This window comes from Nonomuraea sp. ATR24 (genome assembly GCF_041950485.1).
GTDB classification, from domain to species: domain Bacteria; phylum Actinomycetota; class Actinomycetes; order Streptosporangiales; family Streptosporangiaceae; genus Nonomuraea; species Nonomuraea ceibae.
Map to the genome: position 1 here is coordinate 172,341 of NZ_JBGNUU010000006.1, position 24,495 is coordinate 196,835.

Below are 24,495 nucleotides of genomic sequence, written 5' to 3' on the forward strand. Positions count from 1 at the left end.
CCCATGCGAGCAGCGCTCAGAACGGTCCTTTCCGCCCTCATCTGCTTAGCCCCGCTGCTCGCCCCCGGGCCCGCCCATGCGGACGCGCCCGACGCCGAGAACTGGCCGCGCCCGCGGTTCATCAGCTACAACGTCTGCGGCGGCGCGAGCCACTGCCCGCCGATCTACGAGGACTCCGCGATCGCGTGGCGGGACGTGGTCGTGCGCGCCCTGGACGCCTGGGACGCCGACCTCGTGATGCTCCAGGAGGTCTGTTACGGGCAGTGGACCCTGCTGCGTGACCACCTGCGCGGCCGTACGGGCGAGCCCCGGTACGACTCGGTGTGGGCGGCGGCCCTGCCGTCCGCCCCCGGCTGCTCGCGCTGGGGCGACGACCTGCGCTTCGGCCTGGTGATCTTCGCCAAGGGCGGGACCGGGACGATCGACAACGGCTCCCGCGTCGTCCATCCGCTGCCCGAGGCGCGCGACGTCGAGAACCGGATCCTGCTGTGCGCCCGCGCCACCGTCACCGGCCGCCAGGTCCGCGCCTGCAACACCCACATCGACCCCGACGACGCGACCGCCAGGCTCCAGGTGGAGCGCGTGGCGACCCTGACCGAGGGCTACGCGGGCCAGGGCGAGCCGGTGGTGCTGGGCGGCGACTTCAACGTGCTCCCGGCGGACGACACCCTCGACCCGCTGTACGGCCACACCGGCGGGCACGGCGTGTTCCAGGAGGTCGACGAGAACGACAAGGAGCACTTCGGCTCAGCGTGCGCGCAGACCCGGGACCGCTGCAGGAGCGGTGAGGCGACGGCGAAGCTGCCCTGCTCGCCCCACGTCAGCGAGCCCGGGAAGATCGATTACATCTTCCTCAGCCACTACTGGTTCACGACCGTCCGCGGCGACGCGGCGGCGTGCACGCCGGGCATGTCGGACCACCACCTGCTGCGCGGTGCGGCGGCCTGGGAACACTGACCGGCCCTTGCCCGTGGCCTCGTCCGGGCATACGATCAGGGCAGTCGTACAGGACGACTGCCCTGATCGGAGGAAGCCATGACGTCCCCGGCGGCCGAGCGCGGACGCGACGTGCGGAAACGCCTGCTGAACGCGGCGGTGGAGCTCATCCCCGAGCGCGGCTGGGCGGCGGTGAGCACCCGGGTCCTCGCCGAGCGCGCCGGGGTGACGCCGAGCGTGGTGCACTACCACTTCCCCTCGCTGCCGAGCCTGCTGCGCGAGGCCGCGACCGGCCGGATGAGGGAGCTGCTGGCCGGGCTGAACGAGCTGCTGGAAGGCGCCCGGTCGCCCGGCGACGCGATCGGGACGATGCTCGCGTCGGCCGAGGAGTACACCGGCGCGGACGCGAGCTCGCTGCTGTTCGTCGAGGCGTACCTGGCGAGCACCCGCGACGACGAGCTGCGCGGGCAGATCGCCGAGCTGGTCGCCGAGTTCCGGCAGCGGTTCGGCGGGTGGCTGGAGCGGCACGGGGTGCCCGCCCCGTTCGAGACGGCCGCCGTCCTGGCGGCCTCCGTGGACGGCCTCCTGCTGCACCGTGGCCTGGGCCTGAAGGCGGACGATCTCTCGGCGGTGCTCCACAGGCTCGTCCCCGCGCCGGTCGAGGAGGGATGACGTGCGAACGGTGATCTGCGGCGCCGGGATCAGCGGCCTGGCCCTGGCCCACCGGCTCGCCGCCCTGGGCGGCGAGGTCGTGGTGGTCGAGCGCGCCCCCGGGCCCCGACCGCAGGGATACATGATCGACTTCTTCGGCCCCGGGCTGGAGGCGGCCGAGGCGATGGGCCTGCTGCCCGCGCTGGAACGAGCGGCCTACCACTACGACGAGGGGCGGCTGGTCGACCGGGACGGCCGCCGCCGCGCCACGCTCCGGACCAAGAGCTTCTCACGCGGCCCGCTGCTGAGCCTGCTGCGCCCCGATCTCGAGGCCGTCCTGGCCGGCGCCCTTCCGGCCTCCGTCGACCTGCGCTACGGCACGGCGCTGACCGGCGTGGCGAACCGCCCCGGCGGCGTGACGGTGACGCTGGCCGACGGCGGTGTCCTGGACGCCGATCTGCTCGTGGGCGCCGACGGGATCCACTCGACCGTCCGCCGGCTGGCCTTCGGGCCGGAGGACCGCTACCTGCGCTACCTCGGCCTGCACACGGCGGCGTTCGTCTTCGACGCGCCGGACGTGCACGCCGCCGTCAGGCACGCATTCTGCCTTACCGACTCCGCCGACCGGCAGATGGGCTTCTACGCGCTCCGCGACGGCCGGGTCGCCGCGTTCACGGTGCACCGCAGCGCCGACCCCGCGACTCCGGACGACCCCCGGGCGGCCGTCCAGCGGGCCTACGCCGGCCTGGGCTGGGTGACGCCGCGCGCGCTGGAGCGGTGCCCGCCGGCCGAGGAGATCTACTACGACCAGGTCGCGCAGATCGAGCTTCCGGAGTGGAGCACCGGCCGGGTCGTCCTGGTCGGGGACGCCGCCCACGCCGTGTCGCTGATCGCCGGGCAGGGCGCGTCGCTCGGGCTCGCCGGCGCTTTCCTGCTCGCCGACCGGCTCGCGCACGAGCCGGCGATCGAGCGGGCCACGGCCGGGTTCGAGCGGCTGTGGCGGCCCGTGGTCGAGGACAAGCAGCGCAACGCCCGGTCGATGGCCCGCTGGTTCCTGCCCTCCTCACCGGCCGACCTGCGGGTCCGGCGCCTGATGCTCCGGCTGAGCCGGGTGCCCCTCGTCATGGGCTACGTCAGCTCGATCCTCGCGGGCAAGGACACCAGGCTCGCCGACGTCGCGGGGCCACGTCACCATCCGTGCTGAGCCGTCCCCGGCCCGGCGCGAGGTCAGCTGACGACGAAATCCTCGACCAGTGGGTCGTCGCGCAGCTCGGCGGCGGTGGCGTCCGGGTCCAGGACCTCCGCCGCCAGATGGACGCCCGGCGGCACGGAGCCGGTGAGCACGGCGCGGGCGGCGAGCGCCATCACCACCCCGCTCAGCGCGTACGAGTCGACGGCCGTGAGGACGATCCGGCCGGGGCCGGGCGGCTCGCCGGGACGGGGGCGGGCGGTGAAGAGCATGACGTAGAAGGCGCCGAAGTCGGCGTTGTCCGCCAGGGAGGCGCGCACGACGGAGCCGGCGAGCGCGGCGGGATCGGCGCCGTCCGCCTCGGCCCAGGCCGCCGCGAGAGCCTCGGGGAGCCGGCCGGAGACGAAGACGTTGTAGCACCGCACCTCGTCGGCGCGGGTGTCGGCGGCCAGGGTCTGCGCCTCGGTGGTGAGGTACGGCCAGGCGTGCACGGGGACGGGGAAGCCCGGCAGCCGCACTCCGTGCAGCGGCGCGAGGGCGTTCGGCTCGACCCGGCCCCCGCGCCAGGCCGCCATCGGCGCCCCGAACCTGGGCCCCCTGGTCAGCAGCGCGTCCACGGCGGACAGGGGGGTGAACACGGCCGCGCCGCCCACGTACACGTCGAGCCGGCGCGGCGCCCGTCCCTTCGCCAGCAGCCTGGGCAGGAGCCCGGACAGGCCCGGCATGACTCCGGCGGAGAACACCGCGATACGGTCGCCCGCCAGGGGGTGGCCGGTGAGGGCGTCCTTGGCGGCCAGCTCGCCGCCGATGTCGACGTAGTCGGCCCCGGCGGCGAAGGCGGCGCGGGCCACGGTGTCCAGGACCCGGTACGTGGGCCCGGCGCAGCTGACCACGATCCGGCAGCCGTCGCAGAAGGCGGCCAGCTCGGCGGGGTCGTGGAGGTCCACGCGCACGGCGTGGGCCGGGCCGGGGAGGGAGGCGGCGACGTCGGCGGCTGCCGCCACGTTCCTGCCGCCCACGCGCAACGGGCCGAGGCCGAAGGCCGCGATGCGCTGAGCGGCCGTCCGGCCCACCGCGCCGGTGGCGCCGAGCAGCCCGATCATCGCCCGTCCCCGAGACGGGCGCGGACGGCCAGCGCCACCCCGGCCACGGTCGGGTCGGCCAGGAACTCGCGTACCGGAACGGACGCCCCGGCCTCCTTGGCCAGGCGCACCACGGCCCGCACCGCGAGCAGGGAGTCCCCGCCCAGGCCGAAGAAGTCCGCGCCCCGGTCCAGCACGGGAACCTCCAGGAGCTCCTCGAAGACGTCGGCGACCGCCTGCTCCAGGTCGTCGGCGGGCGGGCCCTCCTGGTGGCGGACGGCCGCTTCCGGCAGCAGGCCGAGACGCAGCCTCTCGTCCGGCGCGGGTTCAGCGGCCTCGGGCAGGTCCGGCACCCGGTCCCAGCCGGAGCCGTCGGCGAGGGCGTCCACCAGGTCGACGAACTCGGCGAAGGCCGCCGTCACCTGATCGAGGTCGAAGAGCTCCTCGACGAGGGAGAAGACCGCGACCATCTCCGGGCCGAGCTCGAAGCAGCGCACCTCGATCGCGACCTGCGGGGTGCGCAACTGGTGGAAGTAGTCGGAGGCGACCACCCGGCCCAGCGGCCCGGCGTCCTCCGGAGGGCGGCCGCCCATCGCGGCGTCGACGCCGAGCACGCTCTGGAACACCACCGGCCCGACCGGCCGCCGGCTGCCGCGTCGGCGGGCCAGCTCCCGGCCCACCTCCACGCCGGTGACCAGGTTGTGCGCCGCGTGCTCGCCGGAGGCCACCTGCGCGGCGGTGGCGAGCTCGGCGAACGTGGCGGCCGGGTCGAGGTCGAGGGGGAGCAGCATGGTGGCGGCGAAGGCGCCGACGACCCGCTGCACGTCGGGGTGGAGCGGCAGCCGGTTGAGCTGCAGGGCGTTCAGCAGCATCCGGCGATGCCCGGCCCAGCGGGCCAGCACCACGCCGAACGCGGTGAGCATGGCCGTGGACGGGGTGACGCCCCGGCTCGTGCACTGCTGCCGCAGCGCGCTCCAGCGATCGGCGCTCCAGCGATGCTCGCGGTTGCCCATCGTGACCGGGCGCACCCGCTGCGGGTCGGCGGCCAGCGGCAGGGCCGGCGGGCCGGGAAGCGCTTCCAGGCGGGACCACCACCAGTCGCGGTCGGCCTGCCACGCCTCGGTGGCGGGCAGGCCGGCGAGCGAGGCCACGTAGTCGCCGAAGTGGATCTCCAGCGGCGGCAGGGCGGCGTTCCAGTCGGCGACGAAGGTGAGCAGGTCGCGGCTGAGCACGCTGGACGACCAGCCGTCGAAGACGAGCAGGCTCAGGCCCAGGTGGAGCCGCCCCTCGTCCTCCGGGAGCAAGGTCAGCCGCACGTCCAGCCCGGGGCCGCGGGCGGGGTCGGGGCCGCTGGTGCTCATCTCGTGCCGTACGTCCCGCAGCGTGGCGGCGATCTCGTCCGGGCTCGCCTCGCGCAGGTCGTACACCCGCACCCGCGGCACGGCGCCGGGCGCGCCGGCGGGCAGGACGTGCTGGCGGCCGTCGGAGGTGACGCGCGCCCGGAGCGTGGGCTGGTGCGCGGCCAGCCGCTCGATCGCGTCCGTGAGCGCGTCGGCGGCCTCGTCGCCGTCGACGCCGGTCAGCGCGTGGTCGAGGTAGTAGTGGGCCGAGTCGTAGGACAGCTCCCAGCCGTCCTGCTGGCCGACGAAGTACCCCTGCTGCAGGGGGAGCAGGGGGAACTCGGCGTGCGGGTCCGGGCGCGGGGTGACCGTGATCGGCAGGGCCCGCGGTCCGGGGCCGCCGGCCGCGCGTCGCCGGACGAGCTCGGCCAGCTCGTTCAGCGTGGTGTCCACGCGCACGTCGGACAGGGCCAGCGCGACGCCGAGGCGTTTGCGCACCAGCGCGGACATGCGCACCGCGAGGACGGAGTCGCCGCCCAGGCGCAGGAAGCCGGTGTCGTACGGGATCTCCTCGGGCGGCAGGTCGAGCAGCTCCGACCAGATCTCGGCCAGTTCCTTCATGGGCACTCCCATCGTCAGTGATCAGCGGGTGGCGGCGAACAGGCGCTGCGACAGCGCGGTCAGAGGGTCGTCCCGTCTGGGCAGGTCCACGTCGACGCGCAGCCCGCTGCCTTCCAGGGCGGCCAGCCATTCCTCGCGGCGCAGGTAGGTGCGGGTGGTGCCGGCTCGGGCGTCGTGCCGCTCGGGCGGCCCGTCCGCGGTGGACAGCGCGAACGGCATGGAGGTCAGCGACTGAGGGTGTTCGCGGACGGTCTCGATGAGCAGCACCCGGCCGCCGGGGGCCAGCAGCGCGGCGATCCGGTCGAGCAGTCGGCCGACGTGCGGGGCGTTGTGCGCCATCGTCGCCGCGACGACCAGATCCAGCTCTCCCGGCTGGTGCGGCAGGTCGCGGGCGATGTCGAGCAGCGCGTAACGCAGGAAGCCCGCGTCGAACCGCCGCCGCGCGGCGTCGAGGAAGAACGGCGACAGGTCGGTGAACAGGTAGAACTCGACCGGACGGCCGTCCAGCGCGGGCAGCAGGTCGGCGGTGGTCGCGCCGATGCCGGCGCCCAGTTCGAGGATGCGCAGTGGACGGCCGGTCCGTCCGGCGAGATCCCTCAGCACCTCGGCCGCGGCGGCGTTGAGGTAACGGCTGATCAGGTTGCCGCGGTACACGGCCTCGGCTGTGCCCGGCTCGCCGTCCGGGTAGAGCAGCGCCTGCACGCCGACCTCGTCGCGCAGCAGCGCGGGCAGCTCCCGCAGCGACCGCAGCATCAGGTCCGCGAGCTCGGCGGGGTAGCCGAGCGCCGCCCGCGCGGACTCCATGCGGGCCCGGGCTTCGGTCAGCTCGGCCCGGCGTGGTGCGCGCAGGCCGTGGTAGCCGCCGGCGGCGTCGCGGCCGGCCAGGCCGTGCTCGTGGAGGGCGGCGAGCCAGTGCCCGGGGATCCACCGGTGGCGGGGTACGGCGCCGAGGTCCTGCGCGACCGCGTCGGGATCGTGCGTTCCGCCGTCGCGCAGCCGGGTGCGCCGGTGCAGGTCGGCGGCGATGCCGAGCAGGATCAGCCGGTCCAGGTCCTGTACGGCTGCCGCGGTGCCACCGGTGGCGGATCCGGCGATCGCGGTGCGCCCGGCGCGGTCCGCGCGGTCGTTCAGTGGCGACATGAGGCGAGATCGTACGAAATAACGGTAATCATTTTCAAGATCTAGACAAAAGCCCTCGAAGCATGTAGCAATGAAAACCGTTTTCGTTTTACTGTCTCCGTGGAAGGGGCCTCCCTTGGGTTCGGCCACCGTCGATGAAGTACTGGCCTGTCTGGCCGACGTGCTGGAACTCCGGCCTTCGGACCTCGACCCCGACGTCCCGCTCACCGCCCTGGGCCTGGAGTCCTTCACCGCCGTGCGGCTGCGGCGGCGGCTGGTCGAGGACGCCGGGCTGAACCTGCCGCTGACCGCCTTCCTCGGCGACGCGACCGCCCGCACCGTCGCCTCCGGCACCGTGCCGGAAGAGCCGGCCGAGGAGGAGCAGTCGTTCCCGCTCACTCCCGTCCAGGCCGCCTACCTGGTCGGCCGGGACCCCGCGTTCCCGCTCGGCGGCGTGGCGACCTTCTACTACTTCGAGTACGACCGCACGCCCCAGGACACGCCCGAGGCCGACCTCGACCGGCTGGAGAGCGCGTGGAACCGGCTGGTGCGACGGCACCCGATGCTGCGCATGGTCGTCGGCCCCGACGCCCGGCAGCGCGTGCTCGCCGAGGTCCCCGGCTACGTCATCCCGCGCACCGACCTGCGCGGGGAGTCCGCCGAAGCCGCGGCCGAGGCGCTGGACAAGCTGCGCGCCGAATGCTCCCACCAGATGCTCCCCGTCGACCGCTGGCCGCTGTTCGACCTGCGTGCCGCGCTGCTGCCGGACGGCCGCACCCGGCTGTTCGTCGGTGTGGACGTGCTCGCCCTGGACCTCATGAGCTGGATGCGGCTGATGAGGGAGTGGGGCCGGCTCGTCGCCGACCCCACCCTGGAGCTGCCCCCGCCGCCGCTCGGCTTCGCGGATCTCGTACGGCGCAAGGCGGCCGACCCCGTCGAACGGCGGCGGCGTGAGACGGACGCGGCCTACTGGGCGCGCCGCGCGCCTGCCCTGCCGGACGGGCCGGCACTGCCCTGGAGCCGGGGCCCGGCGGAGTTCAGCGGGCACAGGCTCACCCGGCACGCCGCCGAGCTGTCCGCCGAGGAGTGGACGCGGCTCCGCAAGCAGGGCGCGGCGCACGGGCTGAGCCCGACCGGGCTGCTCCTCGCGGCCTTCGGCCTGGTGCTCCAGCGGTGGGGCGCCCGCGAGCCCTTCTGCCTGAACACCACCCTGTTCGACCGGGACGACCTCGCGCTCGGCGACGACACCCCCGGCCTGGAGAGCGTCGTCGGCGACTTCACCAGCACGGTCCTGGTGGAGATCCCGGTCGCGGACCCGGGCCGCTGGTACGGCTTCGCCGGCTATGCCGCGTCCGTCAACCGGCAGTTCTGGACCGACCTCGACCACCGGGCCGTCTCCGGCATGGAGGCGCTGCGCGCCGCGATCGAGGCAGGGGAACGGCCCAGGGAGACCGACGCGGCCACCGGGCTGCCCCTGCCCACGCACACCGTGGTCTTCACCAGCGGCGTCGGGCTGGCGGGGGCCGGGCAGGCGCCCGCGGCCTGGCTCGGCACGGAGGTGTTCGGCGTGTCGCAGACGCCGCAGGTGCTGCTCGACCACATCGTGTGGGACGAGAACGGCCGGCTCCGCATCGCGTGGGACGCCGTGGACGGGGCGCTGCCCGACGGGTTCGTCGACGGGATGCTGGCCGCGCACGTCCGCCTGCTGCGGCGGCTGGCCACCGAGCCGGATCTGTGGACCGACCCCGCCCTCGGCTGGGACCCGTCGTTCCTCCCTGACGAGGACGTGCCCGGCGGGGCGTTCGGCGAGGCCGGGCCGCTCCTGGACGATCCGCTGCGCGCCGCCGCCTCGCGCGACCCCGGCGCGCCTGCCCTGCTCGGCCCGGCACGCAGCGTCGAGGCGGGGGAGCTGGCCGAGCGCGCCGCTCGCAGCGGGCGGGCGCTCGCCGCCCTCGGGCTCAGGCCGGGGGAGCTGGTGGCGGTGGCGGCGGACAAGGGCATCGCCCAGGTCACCGCGCTGCTCGGGGTGCTCGCCGGGGGAGCGGCGTACGTGCCCGTCGAACCGTCCTGGCCCGCGAGCCGGGTGGCCTCGCTGTGCGAGCAGGCGTCCATCCGGCACGCGCTGCTCGCCCCGGAGGCCGACGCCACGCTGTGGCCGGACGGGATCACCGCCCATCGGCTGGACGACGACGGCGTGCTCGCCGGACCCGAGGCTGAGCCCCGGCGCCCGGAACCGGACGACCTCGCCTACGCGATCTTCACGTCGGGCTCGACCGGACGCCCCAAGGGCGTGGCCGTCGAGCACCGTGCCGCCCGCACCACCCTCGACGACCTCGCCGGACGCTTCCCCCTCACCGCCGAGGACCGGGTGCTCGCCCTGTCCGCGTTCAGCTTCGACCTGTCGGTCTACGACATCTTCTCCGTGCTCGGCTCGGGCGGCGGCGTCGTGCTGCCCGAAGCCGCCCGCCAGCGCGACCCCGGCCACTGGCTGGAGCTGATGGCGCGCCACCGCGTCACCGTCTGGAACACCGCGCCGGCCCTGCTGGAGATGCTGGTGGAGTACGCCGAGCTGGAGCCGGAGGCGACCCGGCGGGCGCTGGCCACGCTGCGGCTGGTGTTGCTGTCGGCGGACTGGATCCCCGTCACGCTGCCCGATCGGCTGCGGGCGCTGGCCCCGCAGGCCGAAGTGGTCAGCCTGGGCGGGGCGACCGAGGCGTCCATCTGGTCGATCTGCCATCCGATCGGCGAGGTCGACCCCGCCTGGCCGAGCATCCCGTACGGCAGGGCGCTGCGGGGGCAGTCCTTCCACATCCTCGACGAGCACGGCCGGCCCTGCCCGGTCGGCGAGCCCGGCGAGCTGCACATCGGCGGGGACGGGCTGGCCCGCTGCTACGTCGGGGACCCGGCGCAGACGGCCGAGCGCTTCATCACCCATCCGATCCTGCGCCGACGCCTCTACCGGACCGGCGACCTGGGGCGCTGGCGGCACGACGGCACGATCGAGTTCCTCGGCCGGCTCGACCGGCAGGTCAAGATCCGTGGCCATCGCATCGAGCTGGGCGAGATCGAGGCCACGCTGGACCGGCTGCCCTCGGTCCGGCAGGCCGTGGCCCGCGCGGTCCCCGGACCCGACGACCGGCCCCGGCTGGTCTGTCACGTGGTGCCCGCGGACCCCGCCGCGCCGCCGTCGGACGACGACCTGACAGAGGCGCTGCGGGCAAGCCTTCCCGCCTTCATGGTGCCCAACAGGTTCCTGATCGCGGACGCGCTGCCGATCACCGACAACGGCAAGATCGACTACCGGGCGCTCGCCAACCCGTACAGCCGACCGCGGGAAGAGGCCGCACCGCCCGCCCCGGCGGCGGCCCGTCCCGGGACGGACGCACGCACGGTCACCGCGACCGTGACGCGCGGGCTGCGGCTCAGCCTGACCGTGTCGGCCGACGGCGTGATGGAGCTGGTCGTGGAAGGCGACGCGGGCGACCCCGCGCGGACCGTCACCCCGGCCGCCCAGCCCGAACCACCGCCCGCGCCGCCTGCCGCCCCGGGGCACACGCAGCCGGATCCCCAGGTGGAGCGGGCCGTGGCCCGGGTGTTCAGCGAGCTGCTCAAGACGCCGGTCGACGTCACCACGCCGTTCTTCCGGCTGGGAGCGTCCTCCCTGACCGTCGTCCTCGCCCACCGCACGCTGAGGGCGGAGCTGGACGAAGGGCTCACCGTGGTCGACATGTTCGCCCGGCCGACCGTCCGGGAGCTGGCCGCGTTCATCACCTCCCGCAAGGAGGCGGCCCAGGCCGGGCCGGAACCCGTACCCGAACCCGATCCCGTCGCCGGACGAGCCGCCGCCCGCCGGGCGGCGCGGGCACACGCCGCGGAGCTCGCCGGATGAGCGCCGTGCCGGACACCACCGGGCCGATCGCCGTCGTCGGCCTCGCCTGCCGCTTCCCCGGCGCCCCGGACGCCGACGCCTACTGGGAGCTGCTGCGCGACGGCCGCACGGGCCTCACCAGGTTCACCGATAGCGAGCTGGACGGGCGCGGAGTCCCCGGACGGCTGCGCACCCATCCCGGGTACGTGCCGGTCGGTGGGATCATCGACGGCCAGGCGGACTTCGACCCGGAGCCGTTCGGGTTGAGCGACGCCGAGGCGGCCCTCCTCGACCCGCAGCAGCGCCTGTTCCTCGAATGCGCCTGGCACGCCCTGGAGCACGCCGGCCACGGTGGCGGGCGCGACGCCGGCGCGGTGGGCGTCTTCGCGGGCGCCATGCAGAGCGCCTACCTGGCCGGCAACCTCGCGGGCCGCTGGGATCCGACCGGCTCCGGCCGCGATCCGCTCGGCAGCCTGCAGACCGCGATCTCGACACAGGCCGACTACCTGCCCCTGCAGACGGCGTACCGGCTGGACCTCACCGGACCGGCGGTGGCGGTGGCGACGAGCTGCTCCACCTCGCTGGTCGCCGTGCACCTGGCCGCGCAGTCGTTGCTGTCCGGCGAGTGCGACACCGCCCTCGCCGGCGGGGTGTCGCTGATCGTGCCCCAAGGGCAGGGGTACGTGCACGTCGACGGCGGCGTGTACTCGGCGGACGGCACCGTGCGGCCGTTCAGCGAGCACGGCACCGGCGTCGTCTACAGCCAGGGCGTCGGCGTGGTGGCGCTGCGCCGCCTGGCCGACGCGCTGGCCGACGCGGACCCCGTGCTGGCCGTGCTGCACGGCTCGGCGACGAACAACGACGGAGCCGGCAAGGCTGGGTTCACCGCGCCGTCCGTGCGCGGTCAGGCCCGCGTGGTGGCCGAGGCGCTCGCCGTCGCCGGTGTCTCGCCCCGTGAGATCGGCCTCGTCGAGGCGCACGGCACCGCCACCCCGCTGGGCGACCCCATCGAGGTGGCCGCGCTGCGGCGGGTGTTCGGGGACAGCGGCCCGGCCTGGTGCGGGCTCGGCTCGGTGAAGGGCAACATCGGCCACGCGAACTCCGCCGCCGGCATCGCCTCGTTCATCAAGGCCGTCCTGGCCGTGCACCACCGCGTACTGCCCCCGACGTTGCACGCCCATCCGCTCAACCCCCTTCTCGACCTGGAGCGATCGCCGTTCGAGGTGATCACCGCGGCCCGGGAGTGGGACACGCCTTCGCTGGCCGGGGTGAGCTCGTTCGGCATCGGCGGCACCAACTGCCACGCCGTGCTGGGACCGGCCCCGCACCGCCCGCCGGTCCCGGCCGACCGGCGGCCGCAGCTGCTGGCCGTGTCAGCGGCCACCCCCGAGGCGGCGCGCGCCACCGGACGGGCCCTCGCGGCCCGGACCGAGCTCGACGAGGCCGACCTGGCCTACACGCTGGCGGTCGGCCGCTCCCCGCTGGCCTACCGCGTGGCGGGGGTGGGCCGGGCCGGGCTCGCCGCGGCGGCGCCGGTCGAGGCGGCCGGCCCGGCCCCGCGCGTCGTGTTCGCCTTCCCCGGCGCGGGCAGCGCCGGCCCCGGCATGGGCGGCGGGCTCTACCAGGACGAGCCGGTCTTCGCCGAGGCCGTCGACGCGTGCGCCCGCCTGCTGCTCCCGCTGCTCGGCGCCGACGTCCGTGACGTCCTGGACCCGGGGATCGCCGAGGAGCGCGTCCGCGACGTCGCCTTCGGGCTGCCCGCCCTCTTCGCCGTGTCGTACGGCGCGGCCCGGCTGCTGGAGTCCTGGGGCGTGCGGCCCGACGCCCTCGTCGGCCACAGCCTCGGCGAGTGCACGGCCGCGGCGGTGAGTGGCGCGCTGCCCCTCGCCGAGGCCGCCAGGCTGGTGGCGGCCCGGTGCGCGGCCGCCGCCCGCGCGGCCGGGGGCGGCGCGATGCTCGCTGTGCCGCTCGGCGAGCACGACGTGCGCGAGCTGCTGTCGCGCCATCCCGGGCTCGATCTCGCCGCCGTCAACGCCCCGGGCGCCTGCGTCGTGTCCGGCCCCGCCCCGGCCGTCGACCGGCTGGCCTCCGAACTGCGGACCGGTACGAGGCTGCGGGTGACCGCGGCGATGCACTCCCGGCTGATGGAGCCGGAGCTCCCCGGCCTGGGCGAGGCGCTCGCCGGGCTGACCGGCGGCGTCCCGGCCGTCCCCGTGTTCAGCACGGTCACCGGCGCCTCGATCGGCGCCGAGCTGGGCCGGGCCGGGCACTGGACGCGGCAGTTGCGCGAGCCGGTGCTGTTCGAGCGGGCCCTGCGGGCGGCCGTCGGCGGCGAAGGGCAGGCCCTGGTCGTCGAGGTCGGCCCGGGTACCGCCCTGGCGGCGCTGACCCGCAGGAACGCGCTGCCCGGCGTGCGCTCGGTCGTCACCACGATGACGCCCGACGAGCCCGGGAGCGCAGCAGTGCGGCAGGCGGCGGGAACCCTGTGGGCGCACGGCGTGCCGGTGGACCTGGCCGCGCTGCAGGCCCCGGGCAGGCGGCGGGTGCACGCACCCGGGTACGCCTTCCAGCGCCGCCGCCTGTGGATCGACCCGCCGGCTTCGGGCACGCCCGGCGAGCATCCTGACATCACCGGGGACGAGCCGCTGCAACTGCCCGTCTGGAGCCAGGTGCCCCCGGCCGAGCCCGCCGCTGCGCCCGGCGGCCGATGGGCCGTGACCGGAACCGGCGCCCTGGCGGACGCGCTGCGCGCTGAACTGGCGGCCGGTGATCTTCCGGCCGCCGGCGAACCGCCGACCGGGCTGGTCGTCGTGGTCACGGAGGACGGCGACGACTCCCCGGACGGGGTCTCCGCCGCCGTCCTGGACTTCGGCGCGGTCGCGGGCAGGTGGGCCGCACAGGCCGAGCAGCCGGTCCTGTTCCTGGTCACCCGGCACGCCGAGCAGGTGGCAGGCGATCCGCCGCCCGATCCGGCCAGGGCGGCGCTGAAGGTGCTGCCGCGGGTGCTCGGCCAGGAACAGCCCGGCCTGCGCTGGGCCACGCTCGACCTCGGCAGCCCCGCCGATCCCGGAGCCGAGGCGGGCGCGGTGCTCCGCGAGCTCGCCACGCTGGCGGCCGGGACAGAGGCGGGCGCCGAGACGGCCCTGCGGGGCGCGACCCGGTGGCGGCGCGGCACGACCTCCTGGCGGCCCGGCGGCGGCGAACGGGCGCCGTCACCCGGCACCGTCCTGATCACGGGCGGGCTGGGCGCTGTGGGCCAGGTGCTCGCCAGGCATCTGGCCGGTCGCGGCCATCGGGTGGTGGTCACCTCGCGCACGGCGGGGCGGGGCGGCAAGCTCGGCGAGGCCGGCGTGGAGGTGCGCGTCTGCGACGCCACCGACCCCGCCGCCACGGCGGCCCTGGTCGAAGAGCTGTCCGCCGACGGGCCGCTCGAACTCGTCGTGCACGCGGCCGGCGTGATCGCCGGGGCACGGCTGGACCCGCTCCGATCCCTGGAGGCCGGGCAGGTCACCGGGCAAGTGGGGGCCAAGCTCGGCGGCGCGGTGGCGCTGCGGGACGCGATCGCCGCACTGCCCGAAGCGAGGCGTCCCAGGACCGTGCTGCTCATGTCCTCGGTGACCACGCTGGTGGGCGGCGTCGGCATGGGCCCCTACGCGGCCGCCAACGCCGCGATGGACGCCTTCGCCCGCGCCGCCACCGGCCCCACCCGGTGGGTCAGCGCGGTCTGGGACGGCTGGCGGGCGGGCCTCGACGGCGCGGAGGCGGCCGTGGTGCTCGCCGGCGCGCTGGACGAGGCCACCGGCACCGGAGCGCTGGACCGGCTGCTGGCAGCCCGGGACTCCGGCCACCTGCCCGCCGCCGTGGTGATCGCGGCGACCGACCTCCGGCCGCGGATCGCCGAGGCCGGCCGCCCCAGGCGGATCGCCGCCGCCGGGGACGTCACGCGGCTCAGCCCGAGTGAGCGGGCCGTGGCCGGCATCTGGTCCGAGCTGTTCGGCACCCCTGTGACCGATCCTGACGCCGACTTCTTCTCGCTCGGCGGGCACTCCCTGCTGGCCGCGCGCATGCTGGCCGCGCTGGGCGAACGCTTCGGCGTCCGGCCCGGGATGCGGGAACTGCTGGCCTCACCCACCGTGGCCGGGATCGCCGGACTCGTCGCCTCCGCGCACCCGCGCGAGAGGACGGCGGAGGAGGACCTGCCGCCCGAGCCCGCCGTCGAGCCCGGCGGCACGTTCCCGATGACCCGCGTCCAGCACGCCTACTGGGTCGGCCGGGACGGCGGCTACCGCTGGGGAGACCTGCCCTGCCACTTCTACCTCGAACACGACTGCCCCGCCCTCGACCTCGACCGCTACGAACAGGCGTGGAACCAGGTCGTGGCCCGGCATCCCATGCTGCGCGCCGTGGCCACCCCCGAGGGGGAGTTCCGCGTGCTGGAGAGCCTGCCGCGTTACCGGATCCGGGTGCACGACCTGGCCTCGACGCCGGAAGAGCGCAGGGCGGAGCGGCTGGCCGCCCTGCGGGAACGCCTGTCGACCAGGCCGGGACCGCCCGATCGGTGGCCGCTGGCGCAGATCCAGGCCGCCCGGCTGCCCGGCGGCGTCGTGAGGCTGTTCATCGGGGTCGACGTGCTCGTCTGCGACGCGGCCAGCTGGTGGATCATCGAGTCGGAGCTGCGCACCCTCTACCGGGACCCGGACGCCGCCCTGCCACGCCTCGACCTCCACCCGGCGGCCTGCGCGGCCGCCCTGGAACGGCAGGACGAGCGCGCCGCCGCCTACTGGCGGGAACGGCTCGGCACGCTTCCCGGCCCGCCCCGCCTGCCGGTCGGCGATCCGGCCGGCACGCCGCCCCGCTTCGTGCGGCGTGCCGTACGGCTGGACCGCGACGCCTGGGCGGCGCTGCGGGCCGCCGCAGCCCGTCACCGGGTCACGCCGGCGGCGGTGCTGCTGACCGTGTACACCGACGCGCTGGCCCGCTGGGCGGGATCCGCCGGCTTCTGCGTGACGCTGACCCTGTTCGACCGGCCGCCCATCCACCCGCACGTCAACCGCGTCGTCGGCGACTTCACCTCGCTGCTGCTGCACGAGGTGCCGGTCGCTCCCGCCGCCACCTTCGCCGAACGGGCGGCCACCACTCAGGCCCGCATGTTCGACGACCTGGACCACCGGGGCTTCTCCGCGCTGGACGTGCTCACCGAGCAGGCGGCCGGAACGGGTGAGGTGCGGCCGGTGCCGGTGGTGTTCACCAGCGCGCTCGGCGTCGCCGACATGGTGGAGGGGGAGGAGAGCCTGGAATGGGCCGGTGAGCAGGTGTACGCGGTCTCCCAGACGCCGCAGACCTGGCTCGACCACCAGGTGCTTGAGCACGACGGCGAGCTGCGGCTGCAGTGGGACGCGCTCGACGGCGTCCTGCCCGCCGACGAGCTGGACGTGGTGATCGCCGAGCACGCCGCGCAGGTCCGGGACCTGGCGGAGAACCCGGCCGCGTGGACGGGCGACCGGCCCCCGCGGGCCGCCGTCCCCACCGTGCCGGACACGGTACGGGCCGGCGCGCGGGACATCGTGCTGCCGTTGCGGGCCGAGCCCGGCGGAGCCCCCAGGCCCACCCTGTACCTGGCCCATCCCTCGGGCGGCGACGTGCTCTGCTACGCCGAGCTGTCCCGGCTGCTGGATCCCCGCGTGGACGTGGTCGCGCTGGCCGACCCCGAGCTGGCGGGAGCGGCCGGGCCGCAACCCGGGACCGTCGAGGGAATCGCCCGGCAGTACCTCGCGGCGATCGACGCGGCGGGCGGTCCCGGCCCCTGGCTGATCGGCGGCTGGTCCATGGGCGGCACGGTGGCCCAGGAGATGGCCCGGCACCTGCACGCGGGCGGCCGGCACACCGCGCTGCTGGTGATGCTCGACTCCAACGACCCGGCGCTGATCCGCGACGTCCCCGGCCATGACGCGGACGAGGTCGCCTGGCAGGTGGCGGTCCGGCACCTGCACGCGCTGGAGGCGTACCTCGGCATCGACCTGGACGCCGGCGACGCGCTGGCCGCCGTTCCCCCGGAACGGCGCATGGCCGCGGTCGCCGACCGCCTGCGCGGGCACCGGCTGCTGGGCCGGGGCGAGGACCTGACCGTGCGGCTGGGGGTGTTCGCCAGGCACCTGCGCGCGCTGGCGGCCCACACCCCGCGCTACCTGGCCGACCCGGACACCACGACCCTGCTGATCAGGGCGGACCGCCCTTCTCCCCGCAACTCCGGCATCGGGATGGGCGTCGACGACACCCCGCCCGGCCGGCCCGACCTCGGCTGGGGACGCCACCTGGCCGGAGTGGTCCAGTCCGCCGGGGTCGACGCCCACCACTACGGCCTGCTGCACCCCCCGGTGCTGCCCGTCGTCGCCGATCTGATCAACGCCGCGCTCGACAAGACGCTGGCGCGACTTCGCGAAAGGTAACCATGCGCTCCCAGTTCCGCCGCCGGACGGCGGCGGTCGTCACCGCTGTCGCCGTCCTGGCGGGCTGCGCCGGCAACGCGCCCGCAGCCGCCCCCGCCCCCGCCGGACCTCCGGCGGCGGCGAACGACACCGTGCGCTACGCGGCGCCCGGCTCCCCGTCCAACGCCGTCACCGACCCGCACGGCCTGCTGCCGGGGGAGAGCGACATGGTCAGGATGGCCCTGACCTACGACGTCCTCACCGTCCCCGGCGCCGACGGCTCCACGCGGCCGCGCCTTGCGACCGAGTGGCGGTCCGACAAGACCCTGACCAGGTGGCGGATCACCGTCCGCGACGACGCGACGTTCTCCGACGGCCGTCCGGTCAGGGCCGCCGACGCGCTGTTCTCGCTGCGCCGCATGGGGGAGAAGGCGACGGAGAACTTCGGCCGCATGGCCATGTTCGACCTCGGCGCCTCCAAGGTGATCGACGACACCGCCTTCGAGCTGGTGACCAGGAAGCCCTACGCCGAGGTGGGCAGGGCGCTGGAGGGCGCCACCTTCGTGGTGCCGGAAGGCAGCGACGACTTCGGCGAGCCCGTGCCCGGCTCCGGCCCGTTCCGCCCGACCGCCAGGGGCGGGGCACAGGCCGTCGTGTACGAGCGGAACGACGACTGGTGGGGCCCCGCCCCGCCCTCCAGGTTCATCGAGGTGCGCGCCGTCCCCGATCCGCAGGCGCGCGCCCAGGCCCTGCTGTCCGGTCAGGTCGACCTGGCCGGCGGCGTGCCCGCCACGCTGGCGAAGCAGCAGGAGGGCAACAGCGCGGTACGCCTGCTCCGCAGGCCGGGCGCCACGCTCTACCCCCTGGTCATGCGGATGGACACCGAGCCGTTCGACGACCACCGGGTCCGCGAGGCCGTCCGGCTCGCGCTGGACCGCCGGCAGCTCCTCGACACCGTCTTCCTCGGGTACGGCGAGATCGGCAACGACCTCATCACCCCCAAGGACGCCTCCAGCCCGCGGGACCTGCCCCAGCGCACCCGCGACCTCGGCCGGGCCAGGAAGCTCATGGCCGACGCGGGACTGGCCGGCGGCGTCGACCTCACCCTGCACACCACCACCGCCTACCCGGGCATGGACAGCGCCGCGACCCTGATCTCCCAGCAGCTCGCCGGCATCGGGATCCGGGCCGAGGTCAGCCTGGAGCCGGCCGACACGTACTTCTCCGAGATCTACGGGCGCAAGCCGTTCTACCTCAGCTACCTGGGCGGCATCCCGTTCCTCGACGTGGTCAGGGTGGCGCTCACGCCCGGCTCGCCCACCAACGAGACGGCCTGGAAGGACCCCGCCTGGTTCGCCGGCCTGGACGAGGCCCTGGCCGAGGCGGACGACGCCAGGCGGAGCTCCCTCCTGGCGGACCTGCAGACCGAGCTGCGTGACCAGGGCGGCTACGCGGTCTGGGCGCTGAGCGACCGGCTCGACCTCGCCAGGGCCGGGCTGAGCGGCGTGCCCGAGGGGATCGGCTTCGCCTCGGCGTTCATCGACCAGGTGAGCCTGGACGGCTGAGGTGTTCCAGCTCCCACGGCCGGCCGGCGTGCCGGTCAGAGCGGCGCTGCTGCTGGCCGCCGCCTCCGTGGTGATCTTCCTGTGCACGGCGGCGCTGCCCGGCGACGCGGCCGACGTCCTCGGCGGCGGCCGCGCCACCGCCGAGGAGCTCGCCCGGTTGCGCGCCGAACAGGGGCTCGATCGTCCCTTGCCCGTCCGCTACCTGGACTGGCTGTCGGGAGTGCTGACCGGCGAGCCCGGGGTCTCGCTCATCACCGGCCGGCCGGTCGCCGAGCTCGTCGCCGAGCGGGCCGCGGTGACCCTGGCCCTGGCCGTGGCGGCGCTGGCGCTCGGCATCCCGCTCACGACGGCACTGGCCTGGGCCGCCGTCCGAGGGCCCCGATGGGCGCGGCCTGCCGTGAACACGCTGATCGTCACCGGTGCGGCGCTGCCCCAGGCCGTGGTGGCGGCCGCGCTCGTCGCCTGGCTGTCGACGGCCTGGGGGGCGTTCCCCCCGGTGTCGATGCTGCCGGCCGGCGAGCCGCCGTGGCACCGGCCTGACCTGCTCGTGCTCCCCGTCCTCACGCTGGCGCTGCCGACCGCCGCGTACGGCGCCGCCCTCCTGCGCGGGGCGATCGCCGACGTGGTCGCCCAGCCGTACGTGCGCGACGCGGAGCTCCGCGGCCTGTCACCCGTCACGGTCCTGTTCCGGTACGTGCTGCCGATGGTCGCCGCGCCTGCCACCCGACTGTTCGCGGTGCTCCTCGGCGGGCTCGTGGCGGGGACGGCGGTGGTGGAGATCCTGTTCGGCCTGGCCGGGCTGGGCGAGCTGCTGGTGACCGCCATCTCGACGCGGGACGTGCCCGTCGTCCAGAACGTCGCCCTGCTCGCCGCGGCCGTCGTGGTCGCCGGGCTGCTCGTCGCCGACGCGGCCGCGCCTGAGGCGGTCCGTTCGTGAGGCGCCGCACCGCCGGCGCCCTCGCCGCGTGGGCGGGCGCCGCCGTCCTGGTGGCGCTCGGCGGCGGGGCCCTGACCGGACACGACCCGGCGGCCGTCGGGGCGACACCGTGGGCGGGCCCCGAACCCGGGCTGCCGCTGGGCGCCGACGGGCTGGGCCGCGACGTGCTGTCCCGGGTCCTGGCCGGTGGGCAGGACCTGACCCTGACCGCGCTGGCCGCCGCCCTGACCGCCTCCGCCCTGGGGGTCGCGGGCGGCCTGTGGGCGGGATGGAACCGCGGCCGGCTCTCACGAGCCGCCGCCGCGACAGCGGACCTGCTGCTGGCGCTGCCTCTCCTGCTGCTGGCGCTGCTCGCGGTGGTCGCCCTGCCGGGACCGGCGGCGGTGATCGCCGGCACCGTCCTCGGCGGCACGCCGCTGACCCTGCGGGTGGTCGCCGACGCCACCGCGGGGGCCAGGCATGCGGGATACGTCGAGGCGGCGCTGGCACGCGGCGAACGGGGGGCGTCCGTGCTGATGCGCGAAGTCCTCCCGGCGCACGCCGGGATCGTCGGCGCCGACCTGGCCCAGCGGTTCGTGCTGTCCGTGCAGCTCGCCGTCGCGCTCAACGTGCTCGGCTTCGGGCCGGCGCCGCCCGCGCCGGACTGGGCCGCCATGCTCCGCGAGAACCTGCCGGGCCTCGGACTCAACCCCGCGGCGACGATCGTGCCCGCGCTGGCCCTGGCGGTCCTGACGGGCAGCTTCGCGGCCCTCTCCCACGCCCTGACCAGCCGGGACGGCGCCCCGTGAGCGGCCGGGGGCTGACCGTCCGCGGCCTGACCGTCGTCGGCGGGCCGGGAACGCCCGTCGTGTCCGGGCTGGACCTGCGCGTCCTCCCCGGGGAGGTGCTGGCCTTGACCGGCCCCTCCGGATCCGGCAAGACGACCGTGCTGCGCGCCGTGCTGGGTACGCTCCCCGACGGGCTGACGCGTACGGCCGGGGTGATCGAGTGGCACGGGACTCCCGTACGGGCGCCGCGACGCTGGCGGCGGCGGACCGCCGGCTTCCTCGGCCAGGACCCGGCCTCGGCGCTGCACCCCCTGAGGGACGCGCGAGCCTCGGTGGGCGAGGCCCTGCCCGGAGCCGCGCGGGTGAGCGGAGCGGAACGGGCGCTCGCCGGGGTCGGCCTGGACCCGGCCGCCATCGGCCACCGCCGCCCCCACCAGCTCTCGGGCGGCCAGGCACAACGGGTGGCGCTCGCCCGCGCTCTGGCCGCCGACCCCGAGCTGCTCGTCCTCGACGAGCCCACCAGCGCGCTGGACCCCACGGCGCTCGGCCTCGCGCTGGACCTGGTACGCCGACGCCGCGGCGACGGCCGGTCCGTGACGCTCGTCGTCTCGCACGACGCGGGCGTGGTGACCGGGCTGGCCGACCACGTCGTCCGGCTCGGCGCGGAAGGGGCCCGGGCTCGTCCCGCTGGGCGCGGCCGCGTGCGCGTGACCGGGCAGTCACCGGTGACGCTGCGGGTGCGCGGGCTGACCCTCGCGCAGCCGCCCGGCGGCCCGCCGCTGCTCTCGGACGCCGGCCTCACCGTGGCGGCGGGGGAGTCCGTGGCGGTGCTCGGCGCGTCCGGCAGCGGCAAGAGCACGCTGCTGCGCGCCCTGGCCGGGCTGCACCCCGTCGAGCACGGCCACGCCACCGTGCTCGGCGCACCGCTTCCCTGGGCGGTGGCGGACCGGGACCCGACCGCCCTGCGCGCGCTCGCCCTCGTCGGCCAGAACCCCGTGGCCGCGCTCAACCCGGCGCGCACGGCCGGAGCGGCACTGCTGCGTCCCCTGCGGACCCTGCGCGGACTCTCCCGGCGGGAGTCCCGTACGGAAGCACTCCGGCTGCTGGCCGCCGTCGGCCTGCCTCGGGAACTGGCGCGCCGCCGTCCCGCCGCGCTGTCCGGCGGGCAACGCCAGCGAGCCGCGCTCGCCAGGGCGCTGGCCGGGGGCCCGGCCGTCCTGCTGGCCGACGAGATCACCGCCGCCCTCGACGACCGGACCGCCGACCTCGTCCTCGACCTGATCGACACGCTGCGCCGCGACACCGGCCTGGCGGTCCTGACCGCCACCCACGACCCTCTCGTGGCCGCCCGCGCCGACCGCGTGCTGCGGATCGAAGCGGGCCGGCTGCACGACTGCCCTTCCCCGCCACCGCCCTTCCCGCCACTGTCCTGCCCCCACTGCCTGTCCCACCACGACGACCGGAGGCCACCCGTTGACGCCCGATGAACTCCTGCTCGCCCACCCGTGGATCGCCCGCGTCGACCACACCCGCGACGGCGGCCTCGTGGTCACCGCCGACCCCGCGGCGCTGACCGTACGGCACGAGCCCGGACACCCGCCCGTCCTGGGCGACCTGGTGGCCGAGCACCTCGAACACTGGGGCGAGGTCTACGACTGGACCTACCGCTCCGGCCGGGACACCGGCCGGCCGGACCTCGACCTGTCCGGCTGGCGCGCCACGGACACCGGCGAGCCGCTGCCCGCCGGCCACATGGCGGAATGGGCCGACCGCACCGCCGAGCTCGTGCTCCGGCACCGGCCGTCCCGGGTGCTGGAGCTCGGCTGCGGCACCGGGATGCTGCTGCACCGCCTCCACCCCCACCTCAAGGGGTACGTGGGGACCGACCTCGCCGAGCCGGTCGTGGCCCGCCTCGGCGGGCTCGGGCTGCCCGGCGTCAAGGTCGTACGGGCCGCCGCGCACGAGATCAACGGCGAGGCGGTCCGCGTCTCCCTGGCCGGCCTCGGCGACCGGCCCGACTGCGTGCTGCTCAACTCCGTCACCCAGTGCTTCCCGAGCGTGCAGTACCTGGCCGCCGTGCTGCGCGACGCGATCGACGCCGTGACCCCTGGAGGGACCGTGATCGTCGGCGACGTACGCCACTCCGGGCTGCTGGGAGAGCACTGCCGCCGCCTGGAGCCGACGGCGGACGCGGCGGAGCAGCGCGCCGCGGCCGACACCGAGCTGCTGTTCGACCCGGTGACGCTGGCCGCTGCCGCCGCCCGTTCGAACCGGAGCGTCACCGTCAGCCTCCACGCCAAGACCCTGACGGCCGACACCGAGCTGACCCGGTACCGGTTTGACGCCGTGCTGCACGTGGACGCGCCGGCCGGCCCGGCCGCCCCCGTGCGCGCCTGGGACGAGCTGGGGCCTGATCCGGCGGCCGCGCTGGCCGCGCTGGCGGCCGGGGACGGTCCCGTCCGGGTGACGGGCATCCCCAACCGCCTGCTCCGGCCCGTTCCGGGAGCGGAGTCGGGCGCGAGCCTGCGCGCGGTGCTGGAGGGCACGGACAGCGCCGTGCTCCTCGATCCCGCCGACCCGGCGTTCTTGCAGGTCGCGGTGCCTTCGGAGGCTGCCGCCCTGCCTGTCGACGCGCTGGCCGGGGCAGGCATGCCGCACGAGCCGCTGGGCGCGTTCGCCCGCGCGAGGCTCGTCGAGGTGGCCAAGCGAGAGCTCCGCCGCGCCGGGCTGCCGGTCCCCGCCGAACTCGCCGCGCGGGTCCCCGACGGCGCCGGCCGGGACGCCGTCAGCCTGGCCGAGGACGCCGCGGAGGCAGACCGCGCCGGACGCCTCGCGCTCGCGCGGACCGGCAGAACGGGAGCGCGCCTGCCCGCCGATCGGGCCGCGCAGCCGGTGCCCGACGCCGCGCTCGCCCACCTCCCGGCCGCGGTCCGGACCTTCGACGAGATCGCCCTGCGGGCACTGCTCACGCTGATGAGCGACGTCCTGCCCCCGGGGACGGCACGGACGGCCGGGGAAGTCGTCGCAGCGCTCGGCACGGCGCCACGGCATGCGTGGATCGTCGGACGCTGGCTGGAGGTCCTCACCGCGGAAGGGCTCCTGCGCCGCGACCCCGGCGGCCGATACGCGGCCACGGCCGGGCCGGACCGGACCCGGGACGACGGCGGCGACCTCGAACGCGCCTGCGCCGCGCTCGGGTACCCGGACGAGATGGCGGTCTTCTTCCGCACCGCCCTGGCTCACCTGCCCGAACTGCTGCGGGACGAGATCCCGGCCCAGGCGCTGCTCTTCCCCGACGGCGACCTGCTCACCTCGCTCAGCAAGGACCAGCACAACGTCAGCAACACCTATCTGAACGCCGCCCTGGGACACGTCCTCGCCCGCGCCGCCGCCACCCGCGCGAGGCCGCTGCGAGTCGTGGAGCTCGGAGGCGGAGCGGGCGGAAGCACCGCCGCCGCGCTGGACGGGCTCGCGGACGCGGAGGCGGACTACCTGTTCTCCGACGTGTCGAGGTTCTTCACCACGGCGGCCGAGGACCGGTTCGGCGACCGGCTCCGCTACGCGCTGCTGGACGTCAACGCCGACCTCGTCGCCCAGGGGGCGCGGCGCGCCGGCGCCGACGTGGTGATCGCCGCCAACGTCCTGCACTGCGCGCGGAACGCGGGACGGTCGCTGCGCTGGATGGGGGAGCTGCTGGCGCCCGGCGGCCTGCTGGTGGTGACCGAGGCGATCCGCGAGCACTACCTGGTGCTCGCCACGATGCAGTTCCTCATGTCACCGCGCGAAGGGGAGCCGGACCTCGGCGTGGGAGACCGGCGAGGCGGTACGGGGCGCGTCTTCCTCACCGGCGGCGAGCTGCCCGCCGAACTGGCCGAGGCGGGGCTGCGCCCGATCCTGGAACTGCCCGGGGCCGCCTCGCCGCTGGCCGCCCCGGCACAGCACCTGTTCGTCGCCGCGAAGCTCTGAACCGGGGCGGGGGCGGGAATCCGCCCCCG

General features: G+C 75.9%; 13 protein-coding genes. 10 read left to right on the top strand and 3 right to left on the bottom strand.

Going from position 1 to position 24,495, the window contains the following annotated elements:
- The first annotated feature begins 3 nt into the window (after positions 1-3).
- The 3 genes from ACBI99_RS17985 to ACBI99_RS17995 all read left to right on the top strand — a co-directional run bounded on the left by ACBI99_RS17985 (position 4) and on the right by ACBI99_RS17995 (position 2,791).
- Complete coding sequence (locus tag ACBI99_RS17985; RefSeq protein WP_375072775.1) at positions 4-957, top strand: endonuclease/exonuclease/phosphatase family protein; 954 nt, start codon at positions 4-6, stop codon at positions 955-957.
- Positions 958-1,035: 78 nt separating this feature from the next.
- Positions 1,036-1,608 carry a TetR/AcrR family transcriptional regulator gene (locus ACBI99_RS17990; protein WP_375072776.1) on the top strand — a complete coding sequence of 191 codons (573 nt, stop codon included), beginning with the start codon at positions 1,036-1,038 and terminating at the stop codon, positions 1,606-1,608.
- A 1-nt stretch (position 1,609) separates the two neighbouring features.
- Positions 1,610-2,791 (top strand): FAD-dependent monooxygenase, encoded by a 1,182-nt coding sequence (locus ACBI99_RS17995; RefSeq protein ID WP_375072777.1) that lies wholly within the window; start codon positions 1,610-1,612, stop codon positions 2,789-2,791.
- Between the two features lie 23 nt (positions 2,792-2,814).
- On the opposite strand, the gene ACBI99_RS18000 is transcribed toward ACBI99_RS17995, so the two are convergent.
- The 3 genes from ACBI99_RS18000 to ACBI99_RS18010 are packed head-to-tail and all read right to left on the bottom strand — an operon-like array spanning position 2,815 to position 6,959.
- A complete protein-coding gene (locus ACBI99_RS18000) occupies positions 2,815-3,879 on the bottom strand; it encodes a saccharopine dehydrogenase NADP-binding domain-containing protein (RefSeq protein ID WP_375072778.1) in 1,065 nt (354 codons plus the stop codon).
- Positions 3,876-5,819 (bottom strand): phosphopantetheine-binding protein, encoded by a 1,944-nt coding sequence (locus tag ACBI99_RS18005; protein ID WP_375072779.1) that lies wholly within the window; start codon positions 5,817-5,819, stop codon positions 3,876-3,878. Before ACBI99_RS18005 ends, ACBI99_RS18000 begins: the two co-directional genes overlap by 4 nt.
- 21 nt (positions 5,820-5,840) lie before the next feature.
- On the bottom strand, positions 5,841-6,959 hold the full coding sequence (locus ACBI99_RS18010; RefSeq protein WP_375072780.1) for a class I SAM-dependent methyltransferase: 1,119 nt from the start codon (positions 6,957-6,959) through the stop codon (positions 5,841-5,843).
- Positions 6,960-7,074: 115 nt separating this feature from the next.
- Between ACBI99_RS18010 and ACBI99_RS18015 the strand changes: the two genes are divergently transcribed.
- The 7 genes from ACBI99_RS18015 to ACBI99_RS18045 are packed head-to-tail and all read left to right on the top strand — an operon-like array spanning position 7,075 to position 24,466.
- The gene (locus ACBI99_RS18015) at positions 7,075-10,827 is read left to right on the top strand and encodes an amino acid adenylation domain-containing protein (RefSeq protein ID WP_375072781.1); all 3,753 of its coding nucleotides are present in this window, start codon (positions 7,075-7,077) and stop codon (positions 10,825-10,827) included.
- Entirely contained in the window at positions 10,824-17,252 is a 6,429-nt protein-coding gene (locus ACBI99_RS18020; protein ID WP_375072782.1) for an SDR family NAD(P)-dependent oxidoreductase, read from the top strand. Before ACBI99_RS18015 ends, ACBI99_RS18020 begins: the two co-directional genes overlap by 4 nt.
- Before the next feature lie 2 nt (positions 17,253-17,254).
- Positions 17,255-18,796: an ABC transporter substrate-binding protein gene (locus ACBI99_RS18025; RefSeq protein ID WP_375072783.1), complete on the top strand. Its 1,542-nt coding sequence runs from the start codon at positions 17,255-17,257 to the stop codon at positions 18,794-18,796.
- Between the two features lies 1 nt (position 18,797).
- Entirely contained in the window at positions 18,798-19,733 is a 936-nt protein-coding gene (locus ACBI99_RS18030; RefSeq protein WP_375072784.1) for an ABC transporter permease, read from the top strand.
- Positions 19,730-20,521, top strand: a complete 792-nt coding sequence (locus ACBI99_RS18035; RefSeq protein ID WP_375072785.1) for an ABC transporter permease subunit — start codon at positions 19,730-19,732, stop codon at positions 20,519-20,521. Before ACBI99_RS18030 ends, ACBI99_RS18035 begins: the two co-directional genes overlap by 4 nt.
- Positions 20,518-21,987, top strand: a complete 1,470-nt coding sequence (locus tag ACBI99_RS18040; protein ID WP_375072786.1) for an ABC transporter ATP-binding protein — start codon at positions 20,518-20,520, stop codon at positions 21,985-21,987. Before ACBI99_RS18035 ends, ACBI99_RS18040 begins: the two co-directional genes overlap by 4 nt.
- Entirely contained in the window at positions 21,974-24,466 is a 2,493-nt protein-coding gene (locus tag ACBI99_RS18045; protein ID WP_375072787.1) for a methyltransferase, read from the top strand. The genes ACBI99_RS18040 and ACBI99_RS18045 overlap by 14 nt, the downstream gene beginning before the upstream one ends.
- The last annotated feature ends 29 nt before the right edge of the window (positions 24,467-24,495 follow it).

Coding starts and splice junctions, on each gene's coding strand:
- ACBI99_RS18020 (WP_375072782.1), top strand. CDS start 10,824: ATGAGCGCCGTGCCGGACACCACCGGGCCGATCGCCGTCGTCGGCCTC.
- ACBI99_RS17990 (WP_375072776.1), top strand. CDS start 1,036: ATGACGTCCCCGGCGGCCGAGCGCGGACGCGACGTGCGGAAACGCCTG.
- ACBI99_RS18005 (WP_375072779.1), bottom strand. CDS start 5,819: ATGAAGGAACTGGCCGAGATCTGGTCGGAGCTGCTCGACCTGCCGCCC.
- ACBI99_RS18025 (WP_375072783.1), top strand. CDS start 17,255: ATGCGCTCCCAGTTCCGCCGCCGGACGGCGGCGGTCGTCACCGCTGTC.
- ACBI99_RS18000 (WP_375072778.1), bottom strand. CDS start 3,879: ATGATCGGGCTGCTCGGCGCCACCGGCGCGGTGGGCCGGACGGCCGCT.
- ACBI99_RS17985 (WP_375072775.1), top strand. CDS start 4: ATGCGAGCAGCGCTCAGAACGGTCCTTTCCGCCCTCATCTGCTTAGCC.
- ACBI99_RS18010 (WP_375072780.1), bottom strand. CDS start 6,959: ATGTCGCCACTGAACGACCGCGCGGACCGCGCCGGGCGCACCGCGATC.